Annotated in this window: 19 protein-coding genes; 5 read left to right on the top strand and 14 right to left on the bottom strand. The window is 62.7% G+C overall.

Features of this window, described 5'->3' with window-relative positions; all coding sequences use genetic code 11:
* Positions 1–72: 72 nt before the first annotated feature.
* The 13 genes from HFK74_RS28365 to HFK74_RS28425 all read right to left on the bottom strand — a co-directional run bounded on the left by HFK74_RS28365 (position 73) and on the right by HFK74_RS28425 (position 17,039).
* Entirely contained in the window at positions 73–1,488 is a 1,416-nt protein-coding gene (locus HFK74_RS28365; RefSeq protein ID WP_180206401.1) for an aldehyde dehydrogenase family protein, read from the bottom strand.
* Positions 1,481–2,671 (bottom strand): pyridoxal phosphate-dependent aminotransferase, encoded by a 1,191-nt coding sequence (locus HFK74_RS28370; RefSeq protein ID WP_180206402.1) that lies wholly within the window; start codon positions 2,669–2,671, stop codon positions 1,481–1,483. Before HFK74_RS28370 ends, HFK74_RS28365 begins: the two co-directional genes overlap by 8 nt.
* 24 nt (positions 2,672–2,695) lie before the next feature.
* A complete protein-coding gene (locus HFK74_RS28375; RefSeq protein ID WP_180206403.1) occupies positions 2,696–4,303 on the bottom strand; it encodes a 5-guanidino-2-oxopentanoate decarboxylase in 1,608 nt (535 codons plus the stop codon).
* 10 nt (positions 4,304–4,313) lie between these two features.
* The gene (locus HFK74_RS28380) at positions 4,314–6,413 is read right to left on the bottom strand and encodes an acetate--CoA ligase family protein (protein WP_180206404.1); all 2,100 of its coding nucleotides are present in this window, start codon (positions 6,411–6,413) and stop codon (positions 4,314–4,316) included.
* Positions 6,414–6,430: 17 nt separating this feature from the next.
* A complete protein-coding gene (locus tag HFK74_RS28385) occupies positions 6,431–7,591 on the bottom strand; it encodes an acyl-CoA dehydrogenase family protein (protein WP_180206405.1) in 1,161 nt (386 codons plus the stop codon).
* A gap of 43 nt (positions 7,592–7,634) precedes the next feature.
* Positions 7,635–8,426 carry an enoyl-CoA hydratase/isomerase family protein gene (locus HFK74_RS28390; RefSeq protein ID WP_180206406.1) on the bottom strand — a complete coding sequence of 264 codons (792 nt, stop codon included), beginning with the start codon at positions 8,424–8,426 and terminating at the stop codon, positions 7,635–7,637.
* A gap of 331 nt (positions 8,427–8,757) precedes the next feature.
* Positions 8,758–10,170 carry an amino acid permease gene (locus HFK74_RS28395; protein WP_180206407.1) on the bottom strand — a complete coding sequence of 471 codons (1,413 nt, stop codon included), beginning with the start codon at positions 10,168–10,170 and terminating at the stop codon, positions 8,758–8,760.
* Positions 10,171–10,374: 204 nt separating this feature from the next.
* Positions 10,375–12,636, bottom strand: a complete 2,262-nt coding sequence (locus HFK74_RS28400; protein ID WP_180206408.1) for an ATP-binding protein — start codon at positions 12,634–12,636, stop codon at positions 10,375–10,377.
* Positions 12,633–13,406, bottom strand: a complete 774-nt coding sequence (locus HFK74_RS28405; RefSeq protein ID WP_180206409.1) for a transporter substrate-binding domain-containing protein — start codon at positions 13,404–13,406, stop codon at positions 12,633–12,635. The genes HFK74_RS28400 and HFK74_RS28405 overlap by 4 nt, the downstream gene beginning before the upstream one ends.
* Before the next feature lie 5 nt (positions 13,407–13,411).
* Positions 13,412–14,128 (bottom strand): response regulator, encoded by a 717-nt coding sequence (locus HFK74_RS28410; RefSeq protein WP_180206410.1) that lies wholly within the window; start codon positions 14,126–14,128, stop codon positions 13,412–13,414.
* 74 nt (positions 14,129–14,202) lie between these two features.
* On the bottom strand, positions 14,203–14,850 hold the full coding sequence (locus HFK74_RS28415; protein ID WP_008059671.1) for a TetR family transcriptional regulator C-terminal domain-containing protein: 648 nt from the start codon (positions 14,848–14,850) through the stop codon (positions 14,203–14,205).
* Between the two features lie 270 nt (positions 14,851–15,120).
* The gene (locus HFK74_RS28420; RefSeq protein WP_180206411.1) at positions 15,121–15,912 is read right to left on the bottom strand and encodes a class II aldolase/adducin family protein; all 792 of its coding nucleotides are present in this window, start codon (positions 15,910–15,912) and stop codon (positions 15,121–15,123) included.
* A gap of 77 nt (positions 15,913–15,989) precedes the next feature.
* Entirely contained in the window at positions 15,990–17,039 is a 1,050-nt protein-coding gene (locus HFK74_RS28425) for an ABC transporter substrate-binding protein (RefSeq protein ID WP_180206412.1), read from the bottom strand.
* A 217-nt stretch (positions 17,040–17,256) separates the two neighbouring features.
* On the opposite strand from HFK74_RS28425, the gene HFK74_RS28430 reads away from it, so the two are divergent.
* Both HFK74_RS28430 and HFK74_RS28435 read left to right on the top strand, forming a co-directional pair.
* On the top strand, positions 17,257–19,218 hold the full coding sequence (locus HFK74_RS28430; RefSeq protein ID WP_180206413.1) for an FAD-dependent oxidoreductase: 1,962 nt from the start codon (positions 17,257–17,259) through the stop codon (positions 19,216–19,218).
* 179 nt (positions 19,219–19,397) lie between these two features.
* The gene (locus HFK74_RS28435; protein WP_180206414.1) at positions 19,398–19,994 is read left to right on the top strand and encodes a cupin domain-containing protein; all 597 of its coding nucleotides are present in this window, start codon (positions 19,398–19,400) and stop codon (positions 19,992–19,994) included.
* Here the strand turns inward: HFK74_RS28435 and HFK74_RS28440 are convergent.
* Positions 19,991–20,923 (bottom strand): helix-turn-helix domain-containing protein, encoded by a 933-nt coding sequence (locus HFK74_RS28440; protein WP_180206415.1) that lies wholly within the window; start codon positions 20,921–20,923, stop codon positions 19,991–19,993. The two genes, HFK74_RS28435 and HFK74_RS28440, sit on opposite strands and share 4 nt — an antisense overlap.
* 162 nt (positions 20,924–21,085) lie before the next feature.
* Here HFK74_RS28440 and HFK74_RS28445 point away from each other — a divergent pair, with 162 nt between their 5' ends.
* From HFK74_RS28445 to HFK74_RS28455, 3 genes are all read left to right on the top strand, one after another.
* Complete coding sequence (locus HFK74_RS28445) at positions 21,086–22,444, top strand: glutamine synthetase family protein (protein WP_008059657.1); 1,359 nt, start codon at positions 21,086–21,088, stop codon at positions 22,442–22,444.
* 151 nt (positions 22,445–22,595) lie between these two features.
* A complete protein-coding gene (locus HFK74_RS28450) occupies positions 22,596–23,684 on the top strand; it encodes a polyamine ABC transporter substrate-binding protein (RefSeq protein WP_180206416.1) in 1,089 nt (362 codons plus the stop codon).
* On the top strand, positions 23,681–24,982 hold the full coding sequence (locus HFK74_RS28455) for an FAD-binding oxidoreductase (protein WP_180206417.1): 1,302 nt from the start codon (positions 23,681–23,683) through the stop codon (positions 24,980–24,982). Before HFK74_RS28450 ends, HFK74_RS28455 begins: the two co-directional genes overlap by 4 nt.
* Positions 24,983–25,402 lie beyond the last annotated feature (420 nt).

Below are 25,402 nucleotides of genomic sequence, written 5' to 3' on the forward strand. Positions count from 1 at the left end.
GGAATACCGGTTCAAAACCACGCAAGACACCGGGCCAGGGCCCGGTGCGCAAAACCTTTGAATCGCCAACAGTCACACCTGGATCGCCTTCACTTCGACGAATTCGTTGAGCCCCTCTTCCCCCCATTCACGCCCGTTACCGGATTGTTTGTAGCCGCCGAACGGCGCCTGATAGTTGAACGCCGCGCCGTTGAGGAAACACTGACCGGCGCGCAGCTGCCGTCCCAGTTGCAGGGCACGCTCGGTGCTGCCGGCCCAGACACCACTGGACAGGCCGAAGGGCGAGTCGTTGGCGATCTGGATCGCCTGCGCCTCGTCGTCATAAGGAATCAGGCACAGCACCGGGCCGAAGATTTCTTCCTGGGCGATACGCATGCTGTTGTCGACATCGGCAAACAGCGTCGGGCTGACGAAGTAGCCGCGCTCGAAGTCAGACGCCGCATTGCCACCGCACAGCAGGCGTGCGCCCTCTTCCTGGCCGATCCTGATGTAGTCGAGCACCGTGCGGCGCTGCCCCGCCGAACACATTGGGCCGAGGAAGCTCTGCGAATCCAGCGGATCGCCCATCTTCAGGTTCAAGGTTTCCTCCAGCGCAATCTCCAGCGCCTCGGCATAACGACTGGCCGGCAGCAGCATGCGGGTCAACGCGGTGCAGGTCTGCCCGGAGTTGATCATTACGTCCTGCACGCCATAGCGCACGGCGGCGGCCAGATCGGCATCTTCGGCAATTAGCAGCGCTGACTTGCCACCCAGTTCCAGGCACACCCGTTTCACCGAAGGCGCCGCCGCTTGCGCAACCCGCACCCCGGCGCCGGTGGAACCGGTGAACGACACCATGTCCACGTCCGGGTGCTTGGCCAAGGCCTCACCCACCTTCGAACCCGGTCCGCTGACCAGGTTGAACACCCCGGCCGGCAGGCCGATGTCCTCGATCATCTGCGCCAGCAAAAACGCGTGCAACGGCGTTTCCTGGCTTGGCTTGACCACCACCGTGCAACCCGCCGCGAGTGCCGGAGCGAGCTTGCCGATCAACTGGTGCAGCGGGTAGTTCCACGGGTTGATGAACGCACAGACACCCACCGCTTCTCGAATCACCAGCGAGTTGCCGACTTCGCGCACTTCGTCCATCAGTCCGGCAAGTTCGACGTATTGCTCAAGCCCCACGATCGGTCCGTCCACTTGCACCGAACGACACCATTGCACCGGCATCCCGAGTTCAGTGGTGATCACCGAGGCCATTTCATCGGCGCGGGCCTTCAGTTGATCTGCCAAGGCACGGATGTAGCCGGCCCGCACGCTCGACGGTGTGCGCGACCATGGACCAAAAGCCCGGCGCGCCGCTGCAACGGCATTATCAACATCGCGCTCATCGCCCAACGGCACGCTGCCGGCGACTTCTTCGGTGGCTGGGTTGATCACCTCGGCGATGCCCTGGCCCGACGGGGTTTGCCAGCGGCCATCGATAAACAGTGCCTTGTGGTTAAGCATGTGGCTGAGCCTCCATCAGTTCCTGGGCACAACGGGCGATGCGCTGGCAGGCATCGCGCAACGGTTCAGGGCCAACCACCAGGCCGAGGCGAATGTGCCCAGCCGCACTCGGGCCGAAGGCTTCACCGGCCAGTGTCGAAACGCCGTGGCGATCCAGCAGACGATCAGCGAACGCCTGGGCGCTGAGCCCGGTTTCACGGATATCGAGCATCACGAACATCCCGCCGTCGGGCTTCAAGGCGCGCACGCCCGGGCAATCCGCCAGGTGCTCACACACCAGGTCGCGACGCTGGCGATAGGCTTCGCGCATGGCGTCCAGTTCCGGCAGGTCGCTTTCCAGCGCCACCACCGCGGCATCCTGAACGAAGTCCGGGGAACCGTAGAGCATGCACAGCGCGAGGTTTTCCAGGTGCGCGGACAAGGACGGTGGCGCCACCACCCAACCGACCCGCCAGCCGGTCATGGCGTGGGATTTCGACAGGCTGTTGAGGGTGGCGGTGCGCTCGGCCATGCCCGGCAGGCTCGCCGGGCTGACGTGTTCGCCTTCGAACAGCAGCTCGCTGTAGACCTCGTCGGAAATCAGCCACAGGTCGTGGGCGATGCACAACTCGGCCAGCGCTTCCCAAGTGCTGCGCGGCAGGCTTGCACCGGACGGGTTGTGCGGGCTGTTCAGCGCCAGTGCACGGGTACGTGGGGTGATGCGCGCGGCGACGTCTTCAGGCAGCACGCGGAAACCGTTTTCCGAACGCACCGGCACCGGCACGACCTTGGCGCCGCAAGCGCCAAACACGGCTTCGTAGGTCACGTACATCGGCTCGGCAACGATCACCTCATCGCCCGGATTGAGCACGCACTGGGCCACGCTGAACAGCGCGCACTGGGCGCCGGCCAGTACCGTGACTTCGTCGGCTGTCACCGACTGCCCGCTGCGTTGGCGGTGGCGCTTGGCGATGGCCTCACGCAAGGCGCGTTTGCCGCGAACCTCGGCGTAATGGGTGTTGCCGGCCAACAGGCTGTCGATGGCGCCCTGGACGATGGGTTGTGGCGTGTCGAAATCCGGGTCGCCCACCGACAGCAGCAGTATGTCCTTGCCCTGCTCCAGCAGGGTCAGCGCGCGGTAATGGATATCCCAGGCGGCAGCGCCGTCTCCGGCGATACGTTGAGTCAGATCGGAAAAGCGCATGGCTTCATCCCCTTAAAATACAGATCAGTGCGCGCAGGCATGCTTGAGTTCGATCAGGGTCACGCCGTTACGCTTGAAGCCGTGGCGCAGGTCCGTTTGTAACTCGGCCAGGCTTTGCGGTTGGTTCACGGTGCAACCGAACGCGCGACCGAGGGCGGCGAAATCCGGGTTGCGTGGCAATACGCCGATGGGCTCGATGTCCAGGCCGAGCATGTCGTCTCGGATCTGCCCCAGCGCGTCGTTGTTCCACAGCAACACCACCAGCGGGCTGTCCAGTTCCTCGACGGCCGTCGCCAGTTCCTGCGCGGTGTAGAGGAAACCGCCGTCGCCGACCAGCACCAGGCCTGGACGTTGCGGTGCGCCGAACTTGGCGCCGATGCCGGCCGGCAGGCCGTAACCCAAGGTGCCGTAGCCGGTCGGGTGCAACCAGCTGCGTGTTGCGGCGCTGTCAAAGGCGTAGTTGCCGGTATAGGCCAGTTGGGTCATGTCGGTGCTGATGAAGGCGTTTTCCGGCAGCTCCGCAGCAATGCGGTCGAGAATCGATTGATGGATGGACTGCAAAGGACCGTGGCTGGCCTTGACCGCTTCACGCAGTGCGCTGACCGAAGCAATCGCAGCGCTGGCATCACGCTTGTCGGATGGCAAGCGCTCCAGCAAGCCACAGAGGGTTTGTTGCGCATCGCCATGCAAGGCCACGGCGCACGGGTAGAAGTCGTTGAATTTGCGCGGGTCGATGTCCACTCGCAGCAGTTCGGCGTTGAGCGGCAGACGCTCGCGCCAGAAGTCGGTGTCGGCCATTTCGGTGCCGACCGCCAGTACCACGTCGGCTTCGGCGATCAGGTTCCAGCCCGGTTCCACACATAGCGAGGAGCCAGCGTTGAGCGGCGCATTCGGTGGTAGCAAGCCCTTGCCCGCGACGCTGGTGAACAGCGGCGCAGCGAGTCGGGTGCTGATCTCTTGCAGCTGCGAAGTGGCATTGAGTGCACCACCACCGGCGATGATCATCGGTCGTTTCGCGCCGTTGAGCTTGGCCACGGCTTGATCGATTGCAGTCGCGGATGCCGGACCACGCCCCGGACGGCGCACCACCTCGTTGCTCCAGTCACGTGCCACGGGTGCCGACAGCACGTCCAGTGGCACCGAAATGTGCACCGGGCGCGGACGCTCGCTGTCGAACACCGCATAGGCACGGGCGACCAGCTCCGGCAGGTCTTCGGTGGTCAAGGCCACCGCCGAGAACGCGGTGATCGGCGCCGTCATCGCGCGTTGATCCTGGCATTCGTGCAGGATGCCCCAACCCTTGCCCAGGCTGGCCGTGTGGTTGACGCTGGAAATCACCAGCATCGGAATCGAATCGGCGTAGGCCTGGCCGATGCCGGTGGCGGCGTTGGTCACACCGGGGCCGGTAATGACGAAGCACACACCGGGCTTGCCACAGACACGGGCATAGCCGTCGGCCATGAAACTGGCGCCTTGTTCGTGGCGGGTCAGCACGTGGCGAATGCCGCTGCCGGGCAGGCCGCGATACAGCTCCAAGGTGTGGACGCCGGGAATGCCGAACACCGTATCGACGCCGTAGTTGGCCAGCAGGCGCACCAGCGCCTGGCCACCGGTCAAGGTTTTGCTTTGCATGTTCAGGTCCTCACGCATGAGCGATGCGAATCAACGCATCGACCGCGGTCGTGCCATCGGCACCGACCAACAATGGGTTCACATCGAGTTCCAGCAGCTGCGCGGCGTTTTCGCAGGCGTAGTCAGCCACGGCGCGAATCGCCGCCACCAGGGCGTCGAGATCCGCCGCTTCACGACCGCGGAAACCTTGCAGCAACGGGGCGCTGCGCAGGCTCAGCAAGGCCTGGCGAATCGCGCCGTCGGTGGTCGGTAGCAACAGGCTGCGACTGTCCTTGAGCAACTCCACCAGAATCCCCCCGGCGCCAATCACCAGGGCCAGGCCGAAATCGTTTTCACGCTTGATGCCGACGATCAGTTCGGCCAATGGCGGCTTGGCCATTGGCTCCAGCAGCAGCTGATCGAAAGCCACCTGCGGCGCGTACGCCTTGATGCTGGCGCGCATCTTGTCCAGCGCGGCGCTCAAGGCCGTGTCGTCCTTGAGGTTCAATGCCACGCCACCGGCTTCGGTCTTGTGTGGCAGTTGCGCGCTGACGGCTTTGACCACCAGCGGATAACCCAACGCCGCGGCGTCCTTCAGCGCTTTTTCTGGTGTGCTCAACACACCGTTGGGCGTTGGCAGGCCAAAGGCACGCAAGGCCTGCTTGGAATCCCATTCGTTGAGCAATTGCCCTTCGCCTTCCAGCGCTTGCGGGCACAGCGGCACCAATGCCGACTCGCCCAAAGCCAGCAATGCCTGGCGCTTGCGTTGGTAACCGGCGACGCGCCCCCACGCCGCCAGGCCGTCTTCGACGCCCTGCAATGCCGCCACGCCCTGGGCATGCAAACGCTCGCGGGCGTGAGGTGGCAGCAGTTCCGGGAACGCCGAGGTGACGAAACCGGTCTTGCCGTGGCGCTCCAGCGCCTTGCAGTAAAGGTCCAGCAGCAGGTCGCATTCCTTGCGCTCGCCGGTAAATTCCGCCGGATAGTCGAGTACCAGCATCGCCGCATCCGCTTCGGTGCGCAGGGCGCTGTCGAGCATGCGGTTCAAGGCTTCACCGTCGCCCCAGATGGCGGTGGTGAAATCCAGCGGGTTGACCAGGTTGGCGTAGGTCGGCAGGACTTGGGCGAGCTCGTCGACCTGACCTTGGTCGAGTTTCGGCAGCGCCAGCTCATTGCGTTCGGCGTAGTCGGCGATCAGCCCGGCGTCACCACCGGAACAGGCCAGCGCGATCAAGCTGTTGCCCTCCGGCAGGTTGCCGCAGGCCGCGGCTTTGAGGGTTTCAACGAAACTCACCGGGCCGCTGACGCGGATCACCCCGAGGCGATCGAACAGCGCGTCATACAGTGCATCGGAACCGGACAGCGAACTGGTGTGACTGAGGGCCAGTTCGGCACCGATCTGCGACACGCCGGTTTTCAAGGCGATGACGGGGATGCCCTTCTCCAGCGCCTTGTGCGCGGCGCGGGCGAAGCCCGGAACATTCTTCAGGCCTTCCAGATGCAGGCCGATGGCGGTGACACGCGGCTCGTCGAGCAGCACGTCCATCAGTTCCGCCACGCCCAGTTGCGCCTGATTGCCGACCGAAGCCATGTAGGCCACCGGCAGCGAGCGGTCGCTCATGGACAGGTTGTAGGCGAAGTTGCCGCTCTGGGTCAGCACCGCCACGCCCTTCTCCACCGCTTTGCCGCCATGGGCCACCGGCCACAGCGCGCTGCTGTGCAGGTAGTCGAGCAGGCCGTAGCAGTTGGGGCCGAGCAAGGCCATGTCGCCCGCCGCTTCCAGCAGTTGCTGTTGCAGAGCCTGGCCTTCGGCGCCGGTTTCGGCAAAACCCGAGGCATAGCAGATTGCGCCGCCGGTGCCGATGGCAGCCAGTTCGGCGACACAGGTCAGGGTCAGGTCGCGGTTGGTCGCAATGAACACCGCGTCCGGCCCGCACGGCAGGTCGGCAATGTTGCGCACGCAAGGCACGCCTTCAAGGTTGTCGTGCTGCGGGTTGACCAGCCACATCTGGCCTGGGTAGCCGCCCTCGGCGCAGCGCTTGAGGGCGCGGGCCATGCTGCGCCCGCCGACAAAGGCCACATGCCGTGGCGCGAGCATGCGCTTGAGGTTGTCACGAATGGTCTGGGACATGGGAATTCTCCGGGCGATCAGCGCAGCAGCGGCCGCAGCAGTTCGCGGGAAATGATGTGACGCTGGATTTCCGAGGTGCCTTCCCAGATCCGCTCGATGCGCGCGTTACGCCAGATGCGTTCCACCGGACCTTCGTCCATCAGGCCCATGCCGCCAAAGATCTGCACTGCCTCATCAGCGGCGCGACCCAGCACTTCGCTGGCAAACAGCTTGGCCATGCCGGCCTCGCCATCGGTCATGGTGCCCTGGTCCATTTTCCAGGCGGTGTGCAGGGTCAGCAGTTCGGCGGCGCGGATTTGCGTGGCCATGTCGGCCAGCTTGAACGACACGCCCTGGTAGGTGCCGATCGGCTGGCCAAATTGCTTGCGATCCGCGGCCCACTGCAGCGACACGTCCAATGCCCGCTGCGCCTGGCCGACGCAGTTGGCGGCGACCATTACCCGGCCTGCGGTGAGCCAGGCGTTGGCCACGTCCCAACCCTTGCCGACTTCGCCCAGCACTTTGCTGGCCGGTACACGGCAGTCGTCGAAGAACATTTCGAAGGTGTGATAACCACGGTTGCTCACGCATTTCGGCCCACGGCGGATGGTCATGCCCGGGGTGTTGCGGTCGACCAGGAACGAGGTCACGGCGTTGCGTTTCTTGCCGTTGTGCTCGTAGGTGTCGGTGACGGCGAAGACGATGGCGAAATCGGCGTGGCCGGCGTGGCTGATGAAGTGCTTACTGCCGTTGAGGATGAAGTCGTCGCCCTCACGCACCGCGCGGGTCTTGATCGCGTTGGCATCGGAGCCGGCACCCGGTTCGGTCAGGGCGAAGCAGTCGATTTTCTCGCCCTGGATGCACGGCAGCAGGTAGTCGTTGATCTGCTCGCCTTTGCAGGCCATGAGGATCTTCGAAGGTCGTGCGACGAAGACGTGCAGCGCCCAGGAGACTTTGGACAGCTCACGTTCGATCAGTGCCTGGGACAGGTAATCGAGGCCACCACCGCCCACCTCTTCGGGCATGTTGAAGGCATAGAAGCCGGCGGCGATCGCCTTGCCGCGGATCTGCGCGGCCAGTTCCGGGGAGACTTCGTCGGCGCGGTCGACCTCGGTTTCATAGGGCAGCAGTTCCTTCTCGACGAAGCTGCGTACCGAGTCCACCAACATTTCTTGTTCTTGGGTCAGTTGGAAATTCATGCTGCTACCTGTTGTTCGTATGCTGTTAGAGGTTTGCCGAGGCTTAGCGACCGATAAAGCGTGCCGGGCGTTTTTCCGTGGCGGCACGCAAGGCTTCGTTGCCGTCTTCGCTGCGACCGCACAACAGGCCGGCGGCCAGTTCCGCTTGCAGTTGCTCGGCCAGGCTGCGGTCGGCGCCTTCGCGCATGAGCTTTTTGGTCTGGGCGAAGGCAAAGGTCGGCCCGGCGGCCAGGCGTGCGGCCAGTTCGCTGGTGACTGTCAGCAGTTGATCGTCGGCGCAAACTTCGCCGACCAAGCCGGCGGCCAGGGCACGGTCAGCGCCCCACAGTTCGTCAAGGAACAGCAGGCGCTTGGCCTGCTCGCTGCCGATCAGGCGCGGCAGGTGCCAACTGGCGCCCGCATCCGGCGAATAGGCCATGCTGGTGTAGCCGGCCTTGAACCGAGCCGATTGCCCGGCGATGCGCAGGTCGCAGCACAGGGTCAGGTCCATCCCGGCACCGACGGCGGTGCCGTTGATGGCGGCGATGGTCGGTTTATCCAGGCTGTGCAGGCAGGTCATCAGGGCGTGGGCGGTTTCGGTCCAGCCGTAGGTTTCCAGGGCGCCACGCGCCTCGGCTTCGGCCCATTCAGCCAGGTCGGCACCGGCGCAGAAGCTGCGACCGCTGCCCGTCAATACCACCACGCGCACCGCAGGATCAGCGTTGAAGGCATCGAGCAAGGCGTGCAGGTTTTTCAGGGTCGGGATGTCCAGCGCATTGCGCTGGGCGGTGCGATTGAGGGTGATCCAGGCAACGCCGGCTTCGACCTGACTGAGCAGAGAATCGTGGGTAGTCATGCGAGTCCTCGAATTATTGTGTTTGGTCTGAGGTGATGCGACTTGAGGCCATACTAAACGAGTGTTCAGTAAGGCGGCAATCGGGGATGAGCTGAGCTGTAACAAGCTCATTTATTGCCTAAGCCATTGTTTTATTAGGCTATTAATAAATTAGGCAATCTTCGGTCGCTTTCGCTGTTACAACTTCGAACAACTGCCCACAGAACGCCGCAAAACAACTGTAGGAGTGAGCCTGCTCGCGATGACGGCATCACATTCAACATCTCTGTTGACTGATACACCGCTATCGCGAGCAGGCTCGCTCCTACAGGGGATGTGTTGAATCAGGGATTTATGCGCTCGGCAGAATCGGCGCCAGCACCTCTTCACGCTTGCGATGGAACAGGAAGTACGCGCCATAACACAGCGCAATGAATCCAAAGCCCCAATACAGCGATGGCCGCTGGGTTTCATCCAGTGCCAGGAACACGAACAGCGAGCAGCACAGCGTGATGCACATCAGCGGCAGCACCGGGAACCACGGCGCGCGGTATTTCAGGTCGCTGAGTTTGCCGCCGTCGCGCAGGTAGGCCTTGCGGAACTTGTATTGCGCCAGGGCGATGACAATCCATGTCACCGTGCCGGACATCCCGCTCACCGCCATCAACACCATGAACAAGGTGTCGGCGGCAATGAAACTGGTCATCAGCGACACCAGGGCGAAACACAAGGTGATGCTCAACGCGCGCAATGGCACGCCACGCTTGCTCAACGGCGCCAGGCTCTTGGGTGCCATGCCGGTTTTCGACATGGCCCACAGGATGCGCGTCGAGGCGTACAGGCCGGAGTTGCCCACGGACAGGATCGCCGTGAGGATCACGAAGTTCATCAGGTCGGCGGCGTAGGGAATGCCGACCATGTCGAACACCTGCACGAACGGACTTTCCATCAGCCCCGCCTGCTGCCACGGCACGATGGCCGAGAGTACGACGATTGCCAGCACGTAGAAGATCAGCACGCGAAACACCACGTTGCGCACGGCGCGGGGAATGCTTTTTTCCGGCTGGTCGGTTTCGCCCGCCGCCACGCCCATGATCTCGCAGCCCTGGAAGGCGTAGACCACGGTCATCATCACCGCGAACACGGCGGACATGCCGTTGGGGAACAGCGAGTCGCCGATCAGGTTGGTCATCATCGGCGCAGGTGCGCCACTGGTCAGCGGGATTGCGCCGAAGATCACCAGCACACCGACCACGATAAAACCGAGAATCGCCGCCACCTTGATCCCGGAGAACCAGTATTCCGCCTCACCGAAGGCACGGGTTGCCATCGCGTTGATGCCGAACAGCACCACCACAAACAGCGCCGACCAGTACCAGATCGGCACCGCCGGGAACCAGCGCGTCATCAACATGCCGGCGGCGGTGAATTCCAGGCCCACGGTGGTGGCCCAGCTCATCCAGTACACCCAGCCGATCATGAAGCCGGTGGCCGGGCCGATGAATTTGGTGGCGTGGGTCTGGAACGAGCCGGACACCGGCATCTGCACCGACAGTTCGCCCAGGCAGACCATCACCAGGTACATCAGGAAACCGGCGACCAGATAGGCCAGGATCGCCCCTACCGGCCCACCCTGGTTGATGGTCACGCCGGAGCCCATGAACAACCCGGTACCGATCACGCCGCCCAGGGACAACATGAAAATGTGCCGACTCTTCAGGGCCCGAGTCAGCTGGATGCCTTTACGATCGGTGTTTTCGTTCATGCCCGGCACCCCGACTCGGTGAGGCGGGCAACGTATGACGGGAGGTCAGTCAGGGAGGAAGCAGCTTTACGGCAATTCATTATTATTATCTCCAATAAGCTTCGAAGACCGCGCTGCGGCGGTTGCGTCGATTATTGGAAAGCCATGTAAGGCCCTGTTGTACGTAAAGATCAAAGTTGTAGAAAGTCGTAACAATCTTGTACGTCAGCTCTGCAACAGGCCTTTTAGGGTGTGCAACGAACCTTGCAGTTGCGCTTCGACCAAGGGCGCCAGCGATCGAATCGCGGGTTGGTCATTGCCCAGCGCCGCGATTTCCAGGCTGCGTAATACCGCAGCCAATGCTCGAAACCCCAGGGAATCGCTGCTGCCGGCCAGGCGGTGGGCCAGTTGTGCCACTTCGGTGCAATCGTCGGCCTCGATGGCTTCGCTCAATGCCTCACGGTGTTGCAGGATCGAATCGCGCAGCACGGCCAGCAGGCCCTGGACTTTCTGTTCGCCAAGCAGACTGCGATGGGTCTGCAGCAACGGCCAGTCCATCGCTGCGTCGTCTACCTCGGCCTGGGCAGTGGTTGCCTGCCCCGCCAGCACCTGTCGCAGGTTTTCCAGCTTCAAGGGTTTGGCCAGGATGCCGTCCATGCCGGCATCCAGATAACCGCGCACCAACGCCGGTTGCACGCTGGCGGTCAAGGCGAAGATGCGGGTGTGACGGTTCGGTCCGTCGTTGCTGCGGATCTGTTCGCACAACTGCACGCCGCTCATCCCCGGCAGATGCACATCCAGCAAGATCAGATCGAAGCTGCGCGCCGCGCATTGCTCCCACGCCTGTTCTGCATCGATGGCCAGCCAGACTCGATGCCCGTCCCGTTGCAGCAGGCCCTCGGCCACTTCGCGGTTGAGCGCCACGTCCTCGACCACCAGGATGTCCAGCGCCGGGCCCACGGCATGAGTGGGCGTCGGGGCAATGGCTTCGATGGCCGGCTGCAACGTCAACTCGAACCAGAAACAACTGCCGCGCCCGACTTCGCTGCTGACGCCGATGCCGCCACCCATCTTCTCCACCAGGTGTTTACAGATGGCCAACCCCAATCCCGTGCCGCCATAACGCTGCGCGACTTCTTCGCTGGCCTGGGTGAAACGCTCGAAAATCTTCGCCTGCATCGCCGGGGCGATACCGATGCCGTTGTCGGTGACACTCACCCGCAGACGTTGCCCGTCCTGCTCTTGCGCAAGCGCGAGCAACGCCACTTCAACACTGACGTCGCCGCCTTCGGTGAACTTGATCGCGTTGGCCAACAGGTTACTCAGCACCTGGCGCAGGTATTGCTCGGCGCCGTGGTGAAGTTCGGCCACCCGTTGATCGACCCGGCAATGCAGGATCGTGTCGTTGTCCAGCGCCTTGGGCTCCAGCAGCGTGAGGACTTCGTCGAGCAACTGGCGTATGGAGAAATTCACCGGCTCCGGAAGGCTGGTGCCCTCCTCCAGCTTGGCGAAGTACAACACTTCATTGAGGATGGTCAGCAGCCCCTCGCCGGCCTTGTGCAACGCATCCAGGCGCCGGCTGTCCTGCGGATCGAGGCTGGCACCACGCAGTAATTCGGCCATGCCCAGGATGCCATTGAGCGGCGTGCGCAATTCGTGGCTCATGGTGGCCAGGAACCGCGATTTGGCGAGGTTGGCCGCTTCCGCTTCGTCCTTGGCGCGCATCAGGCTGGCCGTGCGCCGCTCGACCATTCGCAGCAATTCGTCGCGGTTGTCCTGCAGGGCCAGGCGATCGGTTTCCCGGCGATCGATGTCACTGAGAATCGCCCGGCGCATGTCGTCGAGAGCATGGGCCACGGTGTCGATTTCGTCGTTTTGCGCACCAGGCCGCTTGTCCAGGCGCAGCGGCTCATGCCATTGCCCTGCGGCAATGCGCCGGGCAAATTCGGCCATGATTTTCAGGTGGCGGGTCACCAGGCGATAAAACAGCCCCGACAGCGCCACCGCCAGGCCGCAAAAAAACACCGCCATCCACAACAGGTTGGTCAAGCCGGTGGCATACAGGCGTTGATACACCGCCCCCAGGTCGGTGCTGACTTCCAGTTCGCCGAGATGGCGCAACGGACCTGAGGGTGGTTGGTAATCCAGGGCAAAGCGCTCGATGCGCAACGGCCCTGCCGGCGCGGGATTGCCTTGCACCAGGTCGAAATCCGGACCGGTCAAATGCACCCTGGCGACGTCGGAGAAATCCACCAGGCCGCGTAGCTGCACATTCAACTGCTCCTGGTTCAAATCCCAGAGACTGCGCTTCAGGCTGGCCAGGTAACCGGCGCGGATCAGCTCCATGCGCGAGTCGATCTCACGCATTTCCCGGCGATACTCGATGTACAGCTGCACGCTGCTGGCAAGCACGGTAAAACACAGGCTGAACAGCAGGATGAACCACAGCAGGCGCCGCAGCAGTCCACCACGACGCGCGCGAATCATTGCGCGTTCGCCGGCAGATTGATCATGTCGCGGTAGATGACTTCGCTTTCATCGAGAAGGCGCTGCACATCACCGGCATCCACCATGCGCTGCAACTGCGCATCGATCTGCGGCATCTGGGCGGCCAACGGCGAACGGCGGGAAACGGCAACCCGCAAATAGTCCACGCTCAGGGCCTTGGGCAAGGCCACGATGTCCTGGGCGCCGGGGAGATTTTGCACGTACAGCTCGCCGGTGCGGCGCTCCTGGGTGATGAAATCGATGCGCCCGCGAATCAGCTTGCCGAAATTCTGGCGGCTGCTGGCGACCCATTCGATGTTGTTGTGTTGCGCGACCATGTGATCGAACGCCACGCCGTAGCTTTCACCGAACAGCAAGCCGCCACGGTACTGGGCCAGGTCCTGCAGTTGTTCGAACGTCACCGGATGCTGGCGATTGATGAACAGCGCCACCTCTTCGCGCAACACCGGCACGCTGGAAAACAGCATGCTCTGTTGCCGTTGCGCGGTGCTGTAGGCCAGCACCACATCGACCCGGCCCTCGGCAGCGTCCAGCAGGCAGCGTTTCCAGTTATCCAGCACCACGATCTCGACCTCGTAGCCGAGCTGGCCGAACAACTGCCGGACCACGCTGGGCGCCAGGCCGCGCACCTGTTTACCGTCGCTCCAGGAAATCGGTGGGTACACCGGGTAGTCGCAATAGCGGATCTTGTCCGCCGCCTGCACATTGCTCGCCAACAGCATCAGTAGCACCCCGAGCAACCGTCCCACCGCCGTCACGCCGCCAGGCTGGCAGTGAACAGGTAACCGGCGCCGTGGATGGTGATGATCAGTTGCGGTTCGGCGGGATCGTCGTGCAGCTTGCGGCGCAAGCGCCCGACCAGCACGTCGATCGAGCGGTCGTTGGGCACCCACTCGCGATTGCGAATCTGGTCCATCAATTGGTCGCGGCTGAGGGTGTGGCCGCTGTTGCGCAAAAACACGCTGAGCAACTGGTACTCGCCGTGGGTCAGCAACGTCTCGCTGCCGGCCGAGTCGATCAGGCGTCGGCGGTCGGTGTCCAGCGCCCAGCCGGCGAACTGCTTGATCGGTTTGGTGACAACGGCAACCGGCTGTGGCGCCTGCGCATGGCGTACCCGACGGATCAGGTTTTTTGCCCGCGACACCAGTTCTCGCGGATTGAGGGGTTTGATCACGTAGTCATCGGCGCCGCATTCGAGGCCGACAATGCGGTCGATTTCATCATTGCGCCCGGTGATCAGGATGATCCCGACTTCCGATCGCACCCGCAGTTCGCGGGTCAGGGTCAGGCCGTCCTTGCCCGGCAGGCGGATATCGAGCATGACCAGGTCGACGGCCTGGCTGGCCAGGAAGGTTTCGGCCAGTTCCGCCGTGGCGGCGCAATGCACGTCGTAGCCTTCCTGGGACAGGTAGGCGTGCAACAGTTCGCGAATCAGCGGATCGTCATCGACGATCAGTACCCGAGGAGTCATTGCTGGGTGTCCTGCTTGTTTCTTATTAGAGGGCTTGCATCAGCGCCAGAGAGTAGCCACTGCTGAACGGGCGATCAACAGCTACTCGTCTGTACGCAAAACCGCTGTCGGCCGCCGGCCTGCAAACCGTCGACCCAGGCTTCGCAAATCTGGATGCCCTGCTCGGGGGTAAAGGTCCCGGGATTGAGCCCGGACTCCAGCCACAGGCCATCGAGCAACGCGCTGAGGCTGATCGCGGCCAGGTCGGCATCGAAGTGTTCCCACCCCTCCTCCTGCGCCAGTTCCCTGAGCACCTTGCCCAGGATCGCGCGGTACTCGCCATAGGAATGCTCGTGGGCCTGGTTGATCGCCTCGGCGGTTTTCACCGCGCCCCAGAAGGCTAGCCAGGCATCGATCAGTTGCGGGTCGAGCAATTCGGCGCAGAACGAAGCACGGAAAAACGCCGACAAACGCTCCCGGCCAGTGGGTGCCGCTTGCTCCATGGCGTCGCGCAGCAGCGTCATGACGCGCCCGGTGATCGCCATGTAGGCCTCGGCCACCAGTTCGTCCTTGCCCGAATAGTGATGGCTGATCAGCCCCACCGAAACACCCGCCTCGGCGGAAATCTTGCGGATCGACGCCCCCTGGAAACCATGGCGCTTGAGGCACACCAGCGTCGCCTCGATCAGATTGGCCTTGCGCAACTCCGGTTCCATGCGGGAAAAACGGGCTTCCTGATTCATGGCGACATGCTCCTGCGTTCTCGATCGTTGGGGCTCGCGTGATAGCCTGCGAGTTGAACGACTGTACAGCAAGAGCGGGCCAGTTCTCCAGCCCTGCCCCCTGTAGGAGCGGGCTTGCCCGCGAAGAGGCCATCGGATTCAGCATGGGTATCGCCTGACACACCGCCTTCGCTGGCAAGCCAGCTCCTACAGTGGATTTGCGACACACGCCCCCCCTGTAGGAGCGGGCTTGCCCGCGAAGAGGACGGCCCAAACAACCGAGAATATGGATCAGTCCCGATACCCCGGCGCCACCCGCTCCAACAACCGCAACAGCGCCGCCCAGGCCAATTGCATGGCATCAGGATCGCTCAACTCGCCGTCATCCAACGGCCGCCCCGGATCATTGAACTGGCGCTCGGTGTGCGCGCAAACCTCCGCCGGCGGCATCACCAACTCCCCGGCCGCCTGCGCGGCCAGCTGGATTTCGCAGGCTTTTTCCAGGTAATACATGCGCAAAAATGCCTGGCTCACGGTTTCGCCGACAGTCAGCAGGCCATGGTTGCGCAGCATCATCACCGGCTTGTCGCCCATGTCCGCCACCAGCCGTTGCTGCTCGCTCATGTCCAGCGCCACGCCTTCGTAGTCGTGGTAGGCAACGCGGTTGTAGAACTCCATGGAAATCTGGTTCACCGGCAACAGCCCGCACTTCAACGCCGCCACCGCGCTCCCGGATTTGGTGTGGGTGTGCAGCACACATTGCGCGTCTTCGCGGGCACCGTGGATGGCGCTGTGAATCACGAACCCGGCCGGGTTGACCGGGTACGGCGACGACTCCACCGCATGACCATCGAGGTTGATCTTGACCAGGTTGGACGCGGTGATTTCATCGAACATCAGCCCGTAGGGGTTGATCAGGAAGTGATGCTCCGGCCCCGGAATACGCACCGAGATGTGGGTGAAGATCAGGTCGGTCATGCGGAAATGCGCAATCAGGCGATAACAGGCCGCCAGTTCTTCACGCAGGCGCTGTTCGGTGGCGCTGCGCTCAGGGGCGGTCTGGGCAGTGACAAGGTTATTCATTATTCGGGTTCTCCAGGCTGTTCGGCTGCGCAGACAGTAAGGCTGGACGCTTAGGCAGGTCCAGCCATCCACTGAACTTATTTGCTGGCCCAGGCGTTGAAGCGTTCTTCCAGTTCTTCGCCATGGTCGACCCAGAACCCAACGTTCATCGACAGCGCGCCCTTGAGATTCTGCGGCGCCGTCGGCACCCATTGCGCCAGTTTGTCATCGAGCCTTGCGGCGGCCTGGATGTTGGTCGGGCCATAGGGGATCTGCTCGACGTATTTCACCTGTGCATCCGGCTGGTTGGCGAAGGCAATGAAACGTTTGGCCTGGTCGACGTGCCTGGAGCCCTTGATGATCGCCCAGTAGTCCATGCCGTACAGGCTGCCGGGCCAGACCAGCGCCAGGTGGCTGCCTTTCTGCGCAGCGTCGGCAATGCGCCCGCTGTAGGTCGAGGTCATCACCACGTCGCCAGCGGTCAGCCACTGTGGCGGTTGCGCGCCGGCTTCCCACCACTGGATGTAAGGCTTGAGCTCAGTGAGTTTGGCGAATGCCCGGTCCACGCCTTGCGGGGTGCCGAGTACCTTGTAGACCTCTTCGGTTTTCACGCCGTCCGCCAGCAAGGCGAATTCCAGGTTGTACACCGCGCGCTTGCGCAGCCCGCGCTTGCCGGGGATTTTCTGCACATCCCAGAAGTCCGCCCATGACGTCGGGGCCTGGGCCAGTTTGTCGGTGTCGTAGGCAATCGCCACGCTCCACACCAGCGCGGCGGACCCGCATTCCTGCGCGGCCTCGGGAATCAACTGTTCGCTGCGGCCCAGGCGAGTCCAGTCCAGGCGTTCATACATGCCCTCCTCGCAGCCGCGCATCAGGTCCGGGCCTTCGATCTGCACCACGTCCCAGTCGACGTTGCCGGTGTCGACCATCACTTTGATCTTGGCCATTTCGCCGTTGTATTCGCTCTGGATCACCTTGCTTTGATCCACGGCGGCAAAAGGCTGGAAGAACGCCACGTCCTGGGCTTTTTGTCCGGCTCCGCCGTAACCGACCACCACCATGTCCGATGCTGCCTGTGCGCTGCCCAGGCTCATCGCCAGGGTCAGCGCCAAGGGATAAAAACCGTGCTTGAGCGTTTTCGATTTCATCAGTGGTTCCTCGTGCAGGTGCCACTCGACCCAAGGTCAACATGGCCCTTTTTTATTGTTGGTGAGGTTCGCCCCAGGAGCGGGCTCGACACGAAACTACTCAAGGCCAAGTAAAAAAACAAGTTGATTTTTTACTGAAGGTAAATTTCTATAGATCAATAATAAAAACGCCGAAAACCCGGTTTTTCGGCTTCAGCCTGCCTGGAGTGCCCGTACCATGCCGACCCCGACACCTGCCTTCGCGCACCTGTTCGAGCCCTTGCAAATCCGTGGCAAGCGCCTGAAAAACCGCATCATGTCCAGCGGTCACGACACCTCCATGCCCACCGACAACCTGGTCAACGAGCAGCTGATTGCCTATCACCGGGCACGGGCCGAAGGCGGTGTCGGGCTGATCGTGCTGCAGGTGGCCGGGGTGCATGACAGTGCGCGCTACACCTCTCATGTGCTGATGGCCACCGGCGATGAATGCATCGAGGGCTACCGCAAGCTCGCGCAAACCTGCCACGCCCATGGCACCCTGGTGCTGTCGCAGGTGTTCCATCCAGGGCGGGAAATCATGGAGTCCAGCGACGGCCTGCTGGCCGTGGCTTACTCGGCATCGGCGGTGCCCAACGAGCGCTTCCGGGTGATGCCACGGGCGCTGGACCAGGCGATGATCGACGAGATTGTCCAAGGTTACGCAGCGGCGGCCCGACGCCTGCACCAGGCCGGCATCGATGGCGTGGAAGTGGTCGCCAGTCACGGTTACCTGCCGGCGCAGTTCATCAACCCGCGAGTCAATCGGCGCACCGACGGCTACAACGGCGAGCTGGAGCAGCGCCTGCGTTTCCTGCGTGAAGTCATTGCTGCCATCCGGGCTGCGACTGACGATCAATTCATCATCGGCCTGCGCATCTCTGCCGATGAACGCGACCCCGAGGGGCTGACCGAAGACGAGTCCCTGGCTTCCGTGCAATTGCTGCAAGCGCAACTGGATTACGTACACATCGTCGCCGGCACCTCGGCATCGCTCGGCGGTGCCGTGCACATCGTGCCGCCAATGGCGATCGAAGCGGCGTACCTGGCCAGGGAAGCCGGCACCTTCAAGGCTGGCTTGAGCATTCCCTTGTTCGTCACCGGGCGCATCAACCAACCCCAGGAAGCCGAGTTGATCCTGGCTCGCGGCCAGGCCGATGTCTGCGGCATGACCCGGGCGTTGATCTGCGATCCGCAAATGCCCAACAAGACCGACGTCGGCCGCGTCGAAGATGTGCGTGCGTGCATTGCCTGCAATCAGGCGTGCATCGGGCACTTCCACAAGGGCTTGCCGATTTCCTGCATCCAGCACCCGGAAACCGGTCGAGAGTTGATTTTTGGCCAGCGCCAACCGGCGGCAAAACGCAAACGCATCATGATTGCCGGCGGTGGCCCGGCCGGGATGAAAGCCGCTGCCGTGGCCGCCCAGCGCGGGCATGAGGTGACGCTGTACGAGGCCAGCGCGCAACTGGGCGGCCAGGTGTTGCTCGCGCAACTGCTGCCTCGGCGCAGCGAATTCGGCGGTGCCAGCACCAACCTGCAACGGGAAATGCAATTGGCCGGGGTGCGTGTGGTGCGCAACACACGGGTCGACCGCGCACTGGTGGAACAGGAAAAACCGAACATGGTGATCGTCGCCACGGGTGCCGAGCCCTATTGGCCGCCCTTCGAACGCGGTGGCGAACTGCAGGTGGTGGATGCCTGGCAAGTGCTGCGTGACGAGGTACAAATCGGCCGTTCGGTGGTGGTGGTCGACTGGCGCTGCGACTGGATCGGCCCAGGCATTGCCGAACGCCTGACACGTGCCGGTCATCAGGTGCAACTGGCGGTCAACGGCACCCACTGCGGGGAAAACCTGCCGCTGTACGTGCGCGATCAACTGGCCGGCGAGCTGCACAAGCTCGCCATTCCCATCATCCCCTACGCCCGCTTGTACGGTTGTGACGACAACACGGTCTACCTCCAGCACACCGCCAGCGGTGAGCCGATGCTGCTGGAGAATGTCGATACACTGGTGCTGTGCCAGGGCCATCAGCCGGTGGACACCCTGGGCGAGCAACTGAAAGACCTGGTGGAATTTCGCCGCATCGGCGACTGCCTGGCGCCGCGCACCGCCGAAGAAGCGATTTACGAGGGACTTAAAGTCGCGTGGGAGCTTTAAGCCTGTTTATACTCCGGGGCTTTGATGGCTAACACCCAACCCTTGTAGGAGCGAGCCTGCTCGCGATGGACTCCAAAACGCCGCGTTGAACCAGGCTGTACGCGTCATCGTTAGCGACCATCGCGAGCAGGCTCGCTCCTACAAGGGATTTGCGCCATTCCTCCGGTTCGGAATTGATTATGAGCAACAACAACATCCAACAACCGGCCGCCGGCAGCGCCGAACCGCATTTCCTCGGCACGCGGATTCGCGGCCTGCGTAAACGCCGGGGCATGACCCTGGCGGAACTGGCGCAGCAGAGCGAGCTGACCGCCGGCTACATCAGCCAGCTGGAACGCAACCTCGCCTATCCGTCGATCCCGGCGCTGTTCAACATTGCCCGCAGTCTCGGCGTGACCATCCAATGGTTTTTCGCCAGCGAGGCGATCACCGATCCGCAAGACGACGGCATTGTCGTGCGCAAGCACAGCCGCCTGAACGTGCATTACGAAGACGGCATCGTCGACCAGTTGCTGACCCCGCAAGCCAACCGCCAGCTGGAAATGCTCCACTCGCGTTTCCCCCCCGGCACCTACAGCCAGCAAAGCTACAGCCACGACGGCGAGGAAGCCGGCTATCTGCTGTCGGGCAGCTTTGAGTTGTGGGTGGGCGAGCGCCATTTTCAACTCAATGAAGGCGACAGCTTCAGTTTCTCCAGCCAGGAACCGCACCGCTATGGCAATCCCGGTGAGGTGGATGCCGTGGTGATCTGGGTGATTACCCCGCCGACCTTCTAACGCCGGCCGCGCCCGACTGCCTGAGCCACGCTTGCACGCTTGAGGGTGTCGCTCGGCAGTTCCTTGAACAGCGCGCGATAGCTGCTGGAAAACCGTCCCAGGTGCCAGAACGACCAGTGCATCGCCACTTCGGCCACGGTGGTTTGCGCAGGCGTGCGGCTGAGCAGTTCGCGGCGGGCGCTGTTCAGGCGGCGCAGGCGCAGCCATTGGGTCGGCGCCATGCCGGTGAAGGTCTTGAAGGTGTGCTGCAGCTGGCGCAGCGAAACCCCGGCGACCTCGGACAACGCCAGCAGGTTGAGCTGATCTTCCGGGCTGTCCGCCGCCCATTCCCCTACCCGCTTCATGATCGCCCGCTCCCCGGCCCGGCGCTGCAGTGCGCTCTGGTCGAGGCAGACACAGGCGTTGTCGAGGATGAACAGGCAGTCGTCCAGCAACTGCTGGGTCAAGGCTTCGCGGCTTGGCGGGTCGTAGGTCTGCGACAGCTGGGTCAGGGTTGCGCTGAGCCAGCGGCTGAACAATGCATTTTGCTGCGAATTGAGCGGCGCCATGAACAGCCCCTCCAGCCGCGCGACGTCCAGGGCATGGCGCTGGACGAACGCCGGCCCGAACACCACGGCGATTTCCTGGTAGTTCTCCGGGGTGATCCAGATGTTGCGGCTTTCGCCGTTCAACACGTACAGCGCGTTGTCGGTGCGGTCGAAACAGAACGCCAGCGAGCCTTGTGGCGCGCTGAAATTCTGCTCGACCCGGGTGTTCATGTGCTCCTCGTAAATCTCCACGCCCTGTAGATCCAGATAGCGCACGCGGCCTGCGAAATGCCCCGGCGACATCTGTTGGTAGTGCTGGACCCAGCCCGGTGTGGCGCGGATTTGCTCGGCGATATCGGCCGTGCTGAACGCCTGGACCTGTAATGAATTGCAGACTGTCATAGGGTGACCTTACGCACTCTTTTGGTGCGCTTTGTGCTGCTTAAAGTGGATAGATGGAACCGCAAGGCTCGCCCAAGATAGACGTCAACGCGCTACAGGGGAAGTGTCCGGCGGATGAAACCGGCCTCTCCTGGCGTTAATGAAACCAATAACGAGGTCTTTATGAATGTCCCTTTCGATCAGCTGTTCACTTGGCTGAAAGATCACAAGATTACCGAAGTCGAGTGCGTCGTCAGCGACCTGACCGGCATTGCACGCGGCAAAATCGCACCCACCAACAAGTTCCTGCATGAGCGAGGCATGCGCCTGCCGGAAAGTGTGCTGTTGCAAACGGTAACCGGGGACTTTGTCGACGACGACATCTACTACGACCTGCTGGACCCGGCCGATATCGACATGGTCTGCAAGCCGGTGTCCGATGCGGTGTACGTCGTGCCTTGGGCGATCGAGCCGACCGCCATCGTGATTCACGACACCTTCGACAAGTTCGGCAACCCGATCGAATTGTCGCCGCGCAACGTGCTCAAGAAGGTCCTGCAGCTGTACACCGACAAAGGCTGGCGGCCGATCGTGGCGCCGGAAATGGAGTTTTACCTGACCCAGCGTTGCGAAGACCCGGACTTGCCGCTCAAGGCCCCAATGGGCCGCTCCGGCCGCGCCGAAAGCGGTCGCCAGTCGTTCTCCATCGACGCCGCCAACGAATTCGACCCGCTTTTCGAAGACGTCTACGACTGGTGCGAACTCCAGGGCCTGGACCTCGACACGCTGATCCACGAAGACGGCCCGGCGCAGATGGAAATCAACTTCCGCCACGGCGATGCCCTGGACCTGGCCGACCAGATCACCGTGTTCAAGCGCACCATGCGCGAGGCCGCGCTCAAGCACAACGTGGCCGCTACCTTCATGGCCAAGCCGGTCGGCGATGAGCCGGGCAGCGCCATGCATATCCACCAGAGCGTGGTGGACATCGCCACCGGCCAGCCGATCTTCGCCGATGCCGACGGCAACATGAGCGAGTTGTTCCTGCACCACATCGGTGGCTTGCAGAAGTACATCCCCAAAGTCCTGCCGATGTTCGCACCCAACGTCAATTCGTTCCGCCGCTTCCTGCCGGACACGTCGGCACCGGTGAACGTCGAATGGGGCGAAGAAAACCGCACCGTCGGCCTGCGCGTTCCGACCTCAAGCCCCGACGCCATGCGCGTGGAAAACCGCTTGCCAGGGGCCGATGCCAACCCTTACCTGGCCATCGCCGCCAGCCTGCTGTGCGGTTACCTGGGCATGGTCGAGCGCATTGAACCGAGCGCCGCGGTACAGGGCCGGGCCTATGAACGACGCAACCTGCGCCTGCCGATCACCATCGAAGACGCGCTGACGCAGATGGAAGAATGCGCCACCGTCAGCCGCTACCTGGGCGACAAGTTCGTGCGTGGCTACGTCGCGGTCAAGCGCGCCGAGCACGAGAACTTCAAGCGCGTGATCAGTTCGTGGGAACGTGAGTTCCTGTTGCTCAGCGTCTGAGATCTGCGCTGTCCGTTGCGGCCCCATCGCGAGCAGGCTCACTCCTACAGGGGAATGCATTCCAAATGTAGGAGTGAGCCTGCTCGCGATGGCGGCCGCCAGAACACCAAAAAATCACCTGAAAAATCCAATAATTCGAAGAGGTGTCGATATGCGTCTATTGAAATCCGTGGTGCCGCTCGCGCTGACGGTTCTGTTCAGCGCCGTTGCCCAGGCGCAGCCACAGGTCAGTGTCTATAACTGGACCGACTACATCGGCGAGACCACCCTCGCCGACTTCCAGGCCAAAACCTCGATCAAGGTGATCTACGACGTTTTCGACTCCAATGAAACCCTGGAAGGCAAGCTGCTCGCCGGGCGTACCGGGTACGACGTGGTCGTGCCGTCCAACCACTTCCTCGCCCGTCAGGTGAAGGCCGGCGCGTTCCTCAAGCTGGACCGCGAGCAACTGCCGAACTTCAAGAACCTGGACCCGAAACTGCTGGCGTTGCTGGAGAAAAACGACCCGGGTAACGCGCACTCGGTGCCGTACCTGTGGGGCACCAACGGCATCGGCTACAACGTCGACAAGGTCAAGCAGGTGCTGGGCGTCGACCACATCGACTCCTGGGCCGTGCTGTTCGAGCCGGAAAACATCAAGAAGCTCAGCCAGTGCGGCGTCTCGATGATGGACTCGGCCGATGAAGTGTTCCCCGCGGTCCTCAACTACATGGGCATGGACCCGCGTAGCGAGAACCCCGAAGACTTCAAGAAAGCCGAAGCCAAGCTGTTGACCATCCGCCCGTACATCACCTATTTCCACTCGTCCAAGTACGTCTCGGACCTGGCCAACGGCGACATCTGCGTGGCATTCGGTTACTCCGGTGATGTGTTCCAGGCCGCCAACCGCGCCAAGGAAGCCAAGAACGGCGTGAACATCGCCTACGCCATTCCCAAGGAAGGCAGCAACCTGTGGTTCGACCTGCTGGCCATCCCCGCCGACGCCAGCAACCCGAAAGAAGCCCATGCCTTCATCAATTTCCTGCTCGACCCGCAAGTGATCGCCAAGGTCAGCGCCTCGGTCGGCTATGCCAACCCCACCCCTGCCTCCAAGCAGTACATGGACCCGGAACTTGTCAACAACCCCGAGGTTTACCCACCGCAGGAAGTACTCGACAAGCTCTACATCTCCACCACGCCGCCCCAGTCGATCATGCGCCTGATGACCCGTTCGTGGAGCAAAGTGAAGTCCAACAAATGAACCAGAACCCACAGGAACATACTCGCTCGTATTACGCCGCGTCGGCCCATGGCATGGCGCAATTTCCCGGGCTGACGGCGGACCTTGAAGCCGATGTCTGCGTGATTGGCGGTGGTTTCACCGGTATCAACACGGCCATCGAACTGGCCCAGCGCGGGCTCTCGGTGATCCTGCTGGAGGGCCGGCGGATCGGCTGGGGTGCCAGCGGGCGCAACGGCGGCCAACTGATCCGTGGCATTGGGCATGACGTCAGCGGTTTCGCCAAGCATATCGGTGCCGAAGGCGTGCGCTATCTGGAGCGCGCCGGTATCGAATCGGTCGAGCTGGTGGGCCGGCGTATCCGCGAACACGGCATCGATTGCGACCTGCGCTGGGGCTTTTGCGAACTGGCCAACACCCCGGCGCAGTTCGCCGGACTTACGGCTGAATACGCAGCGCTCCAGGCATCGGGCTACGCCCACGAAACCCGCCTGGTGGAACCCGGGCAGATTCGTCGGCAGGTGGTGAATTCAGGGGTGTATGCCGGCGGTCTGGTCGACATGGGCTCCGGGCACCTGCACCCCTTGAACCTGGCCCTGGGTGAAGCGAAGCTCGCGCACTCCCTTGGCGTGCAGATCTTCGAGCAGAGTGCGGTGCTGGAGCTGATCCATGGCGACACCGTGCAGGTTCGTTGTGCCGGCGGCACGGTTCGCGCCGGCAGCCTGGTGCTCGCCTGCAACGCCCACCTGGAAGAACTCGAACCGAAACTCAGCGGCAAGGTGCTCCCGGCCGGCAGCTACATCATCGCCACCGAACCCTTGTCGGCCCAGGTTGCCGAAGAACTGATCCCGCACAACCTGGCGCTTTGCGACCAGAAGGTCGGCCTGGATTACTACCGGCTCTCGGCGGACCGGCGCCTGTTGTTCGGCGGCGCCTGCCATTACTCCGGGCGTGACCCTGCGGATATCAGCGCCTACATGCGTCCGCAGATGCTCAAGGTGTTCCCGCAGTTGGCGAATGTGCGCATCGACTATCAATGGGGCGGCAAGATCGGCATCACGGCCAATCGATTCCCTCAGGTCGGGCGCCTGCGCCAGCACCCGAACGTGTTCTACGCCCAGGGTTACTCCGGCCATGGCCTCAACGTGACCCACTGGTGCGCGAAACTGCTGGGCGAAGCGATCCAGGCCGGACACAGCGGCGGTTTCGATGTGTTCAGCGCCGTACCGCACATGACCTTCCCGGGCGGCCGCGCCCTGCGTTCGCCGTTGTTGGCCCTCGGTATGCTCTGGTACCGGATGCGCGAAGTGCTCGGCTAACCCCCTCGCCCCTTGTAGGAGCCCGGCTTGCCGGCGAAGGCGTACTTGAGCGTTGCATTGGACTTTCGGTCGCCTTCGCAGGCAAGCCTGACTCCTAAAGAGGTCATGCGTACGGCTCCCGATCGGGCCGGTCGGCCGCCTCGCTTTGGTCGTTGCTTTGGCTTTTGATTTTCTTGCCCCCTCACACCCTGAGGAGCCTCTACCAACGTTGATCCCTGCCGCGTCGAAGGTTGTGGGAGATTGTTTTCTGAGTACATATCCGTTGCTGCGGTAACGGCGGCTTATGGTTTCGCCCTTACGGCGACTCACTTTTTCAAACGCCAAAAAGTAAGCAAAAGGCTTTGCCCCACCACTCGGTGCCTCGCTAGGGCTCGGCATGCCCTCTCTCCGGCATTGCTCCGTGGGTCGCCGCGATGGGCC

This window comes from Pseudomonas sp. SbOxS1, from assembly GCF_013416725.1.
GTDB lineage: Bacteria > Pseudomonadota > Gammaproteobacteria > Pseudomonadales > Pseudomonadaceae > Aquipseudomonas.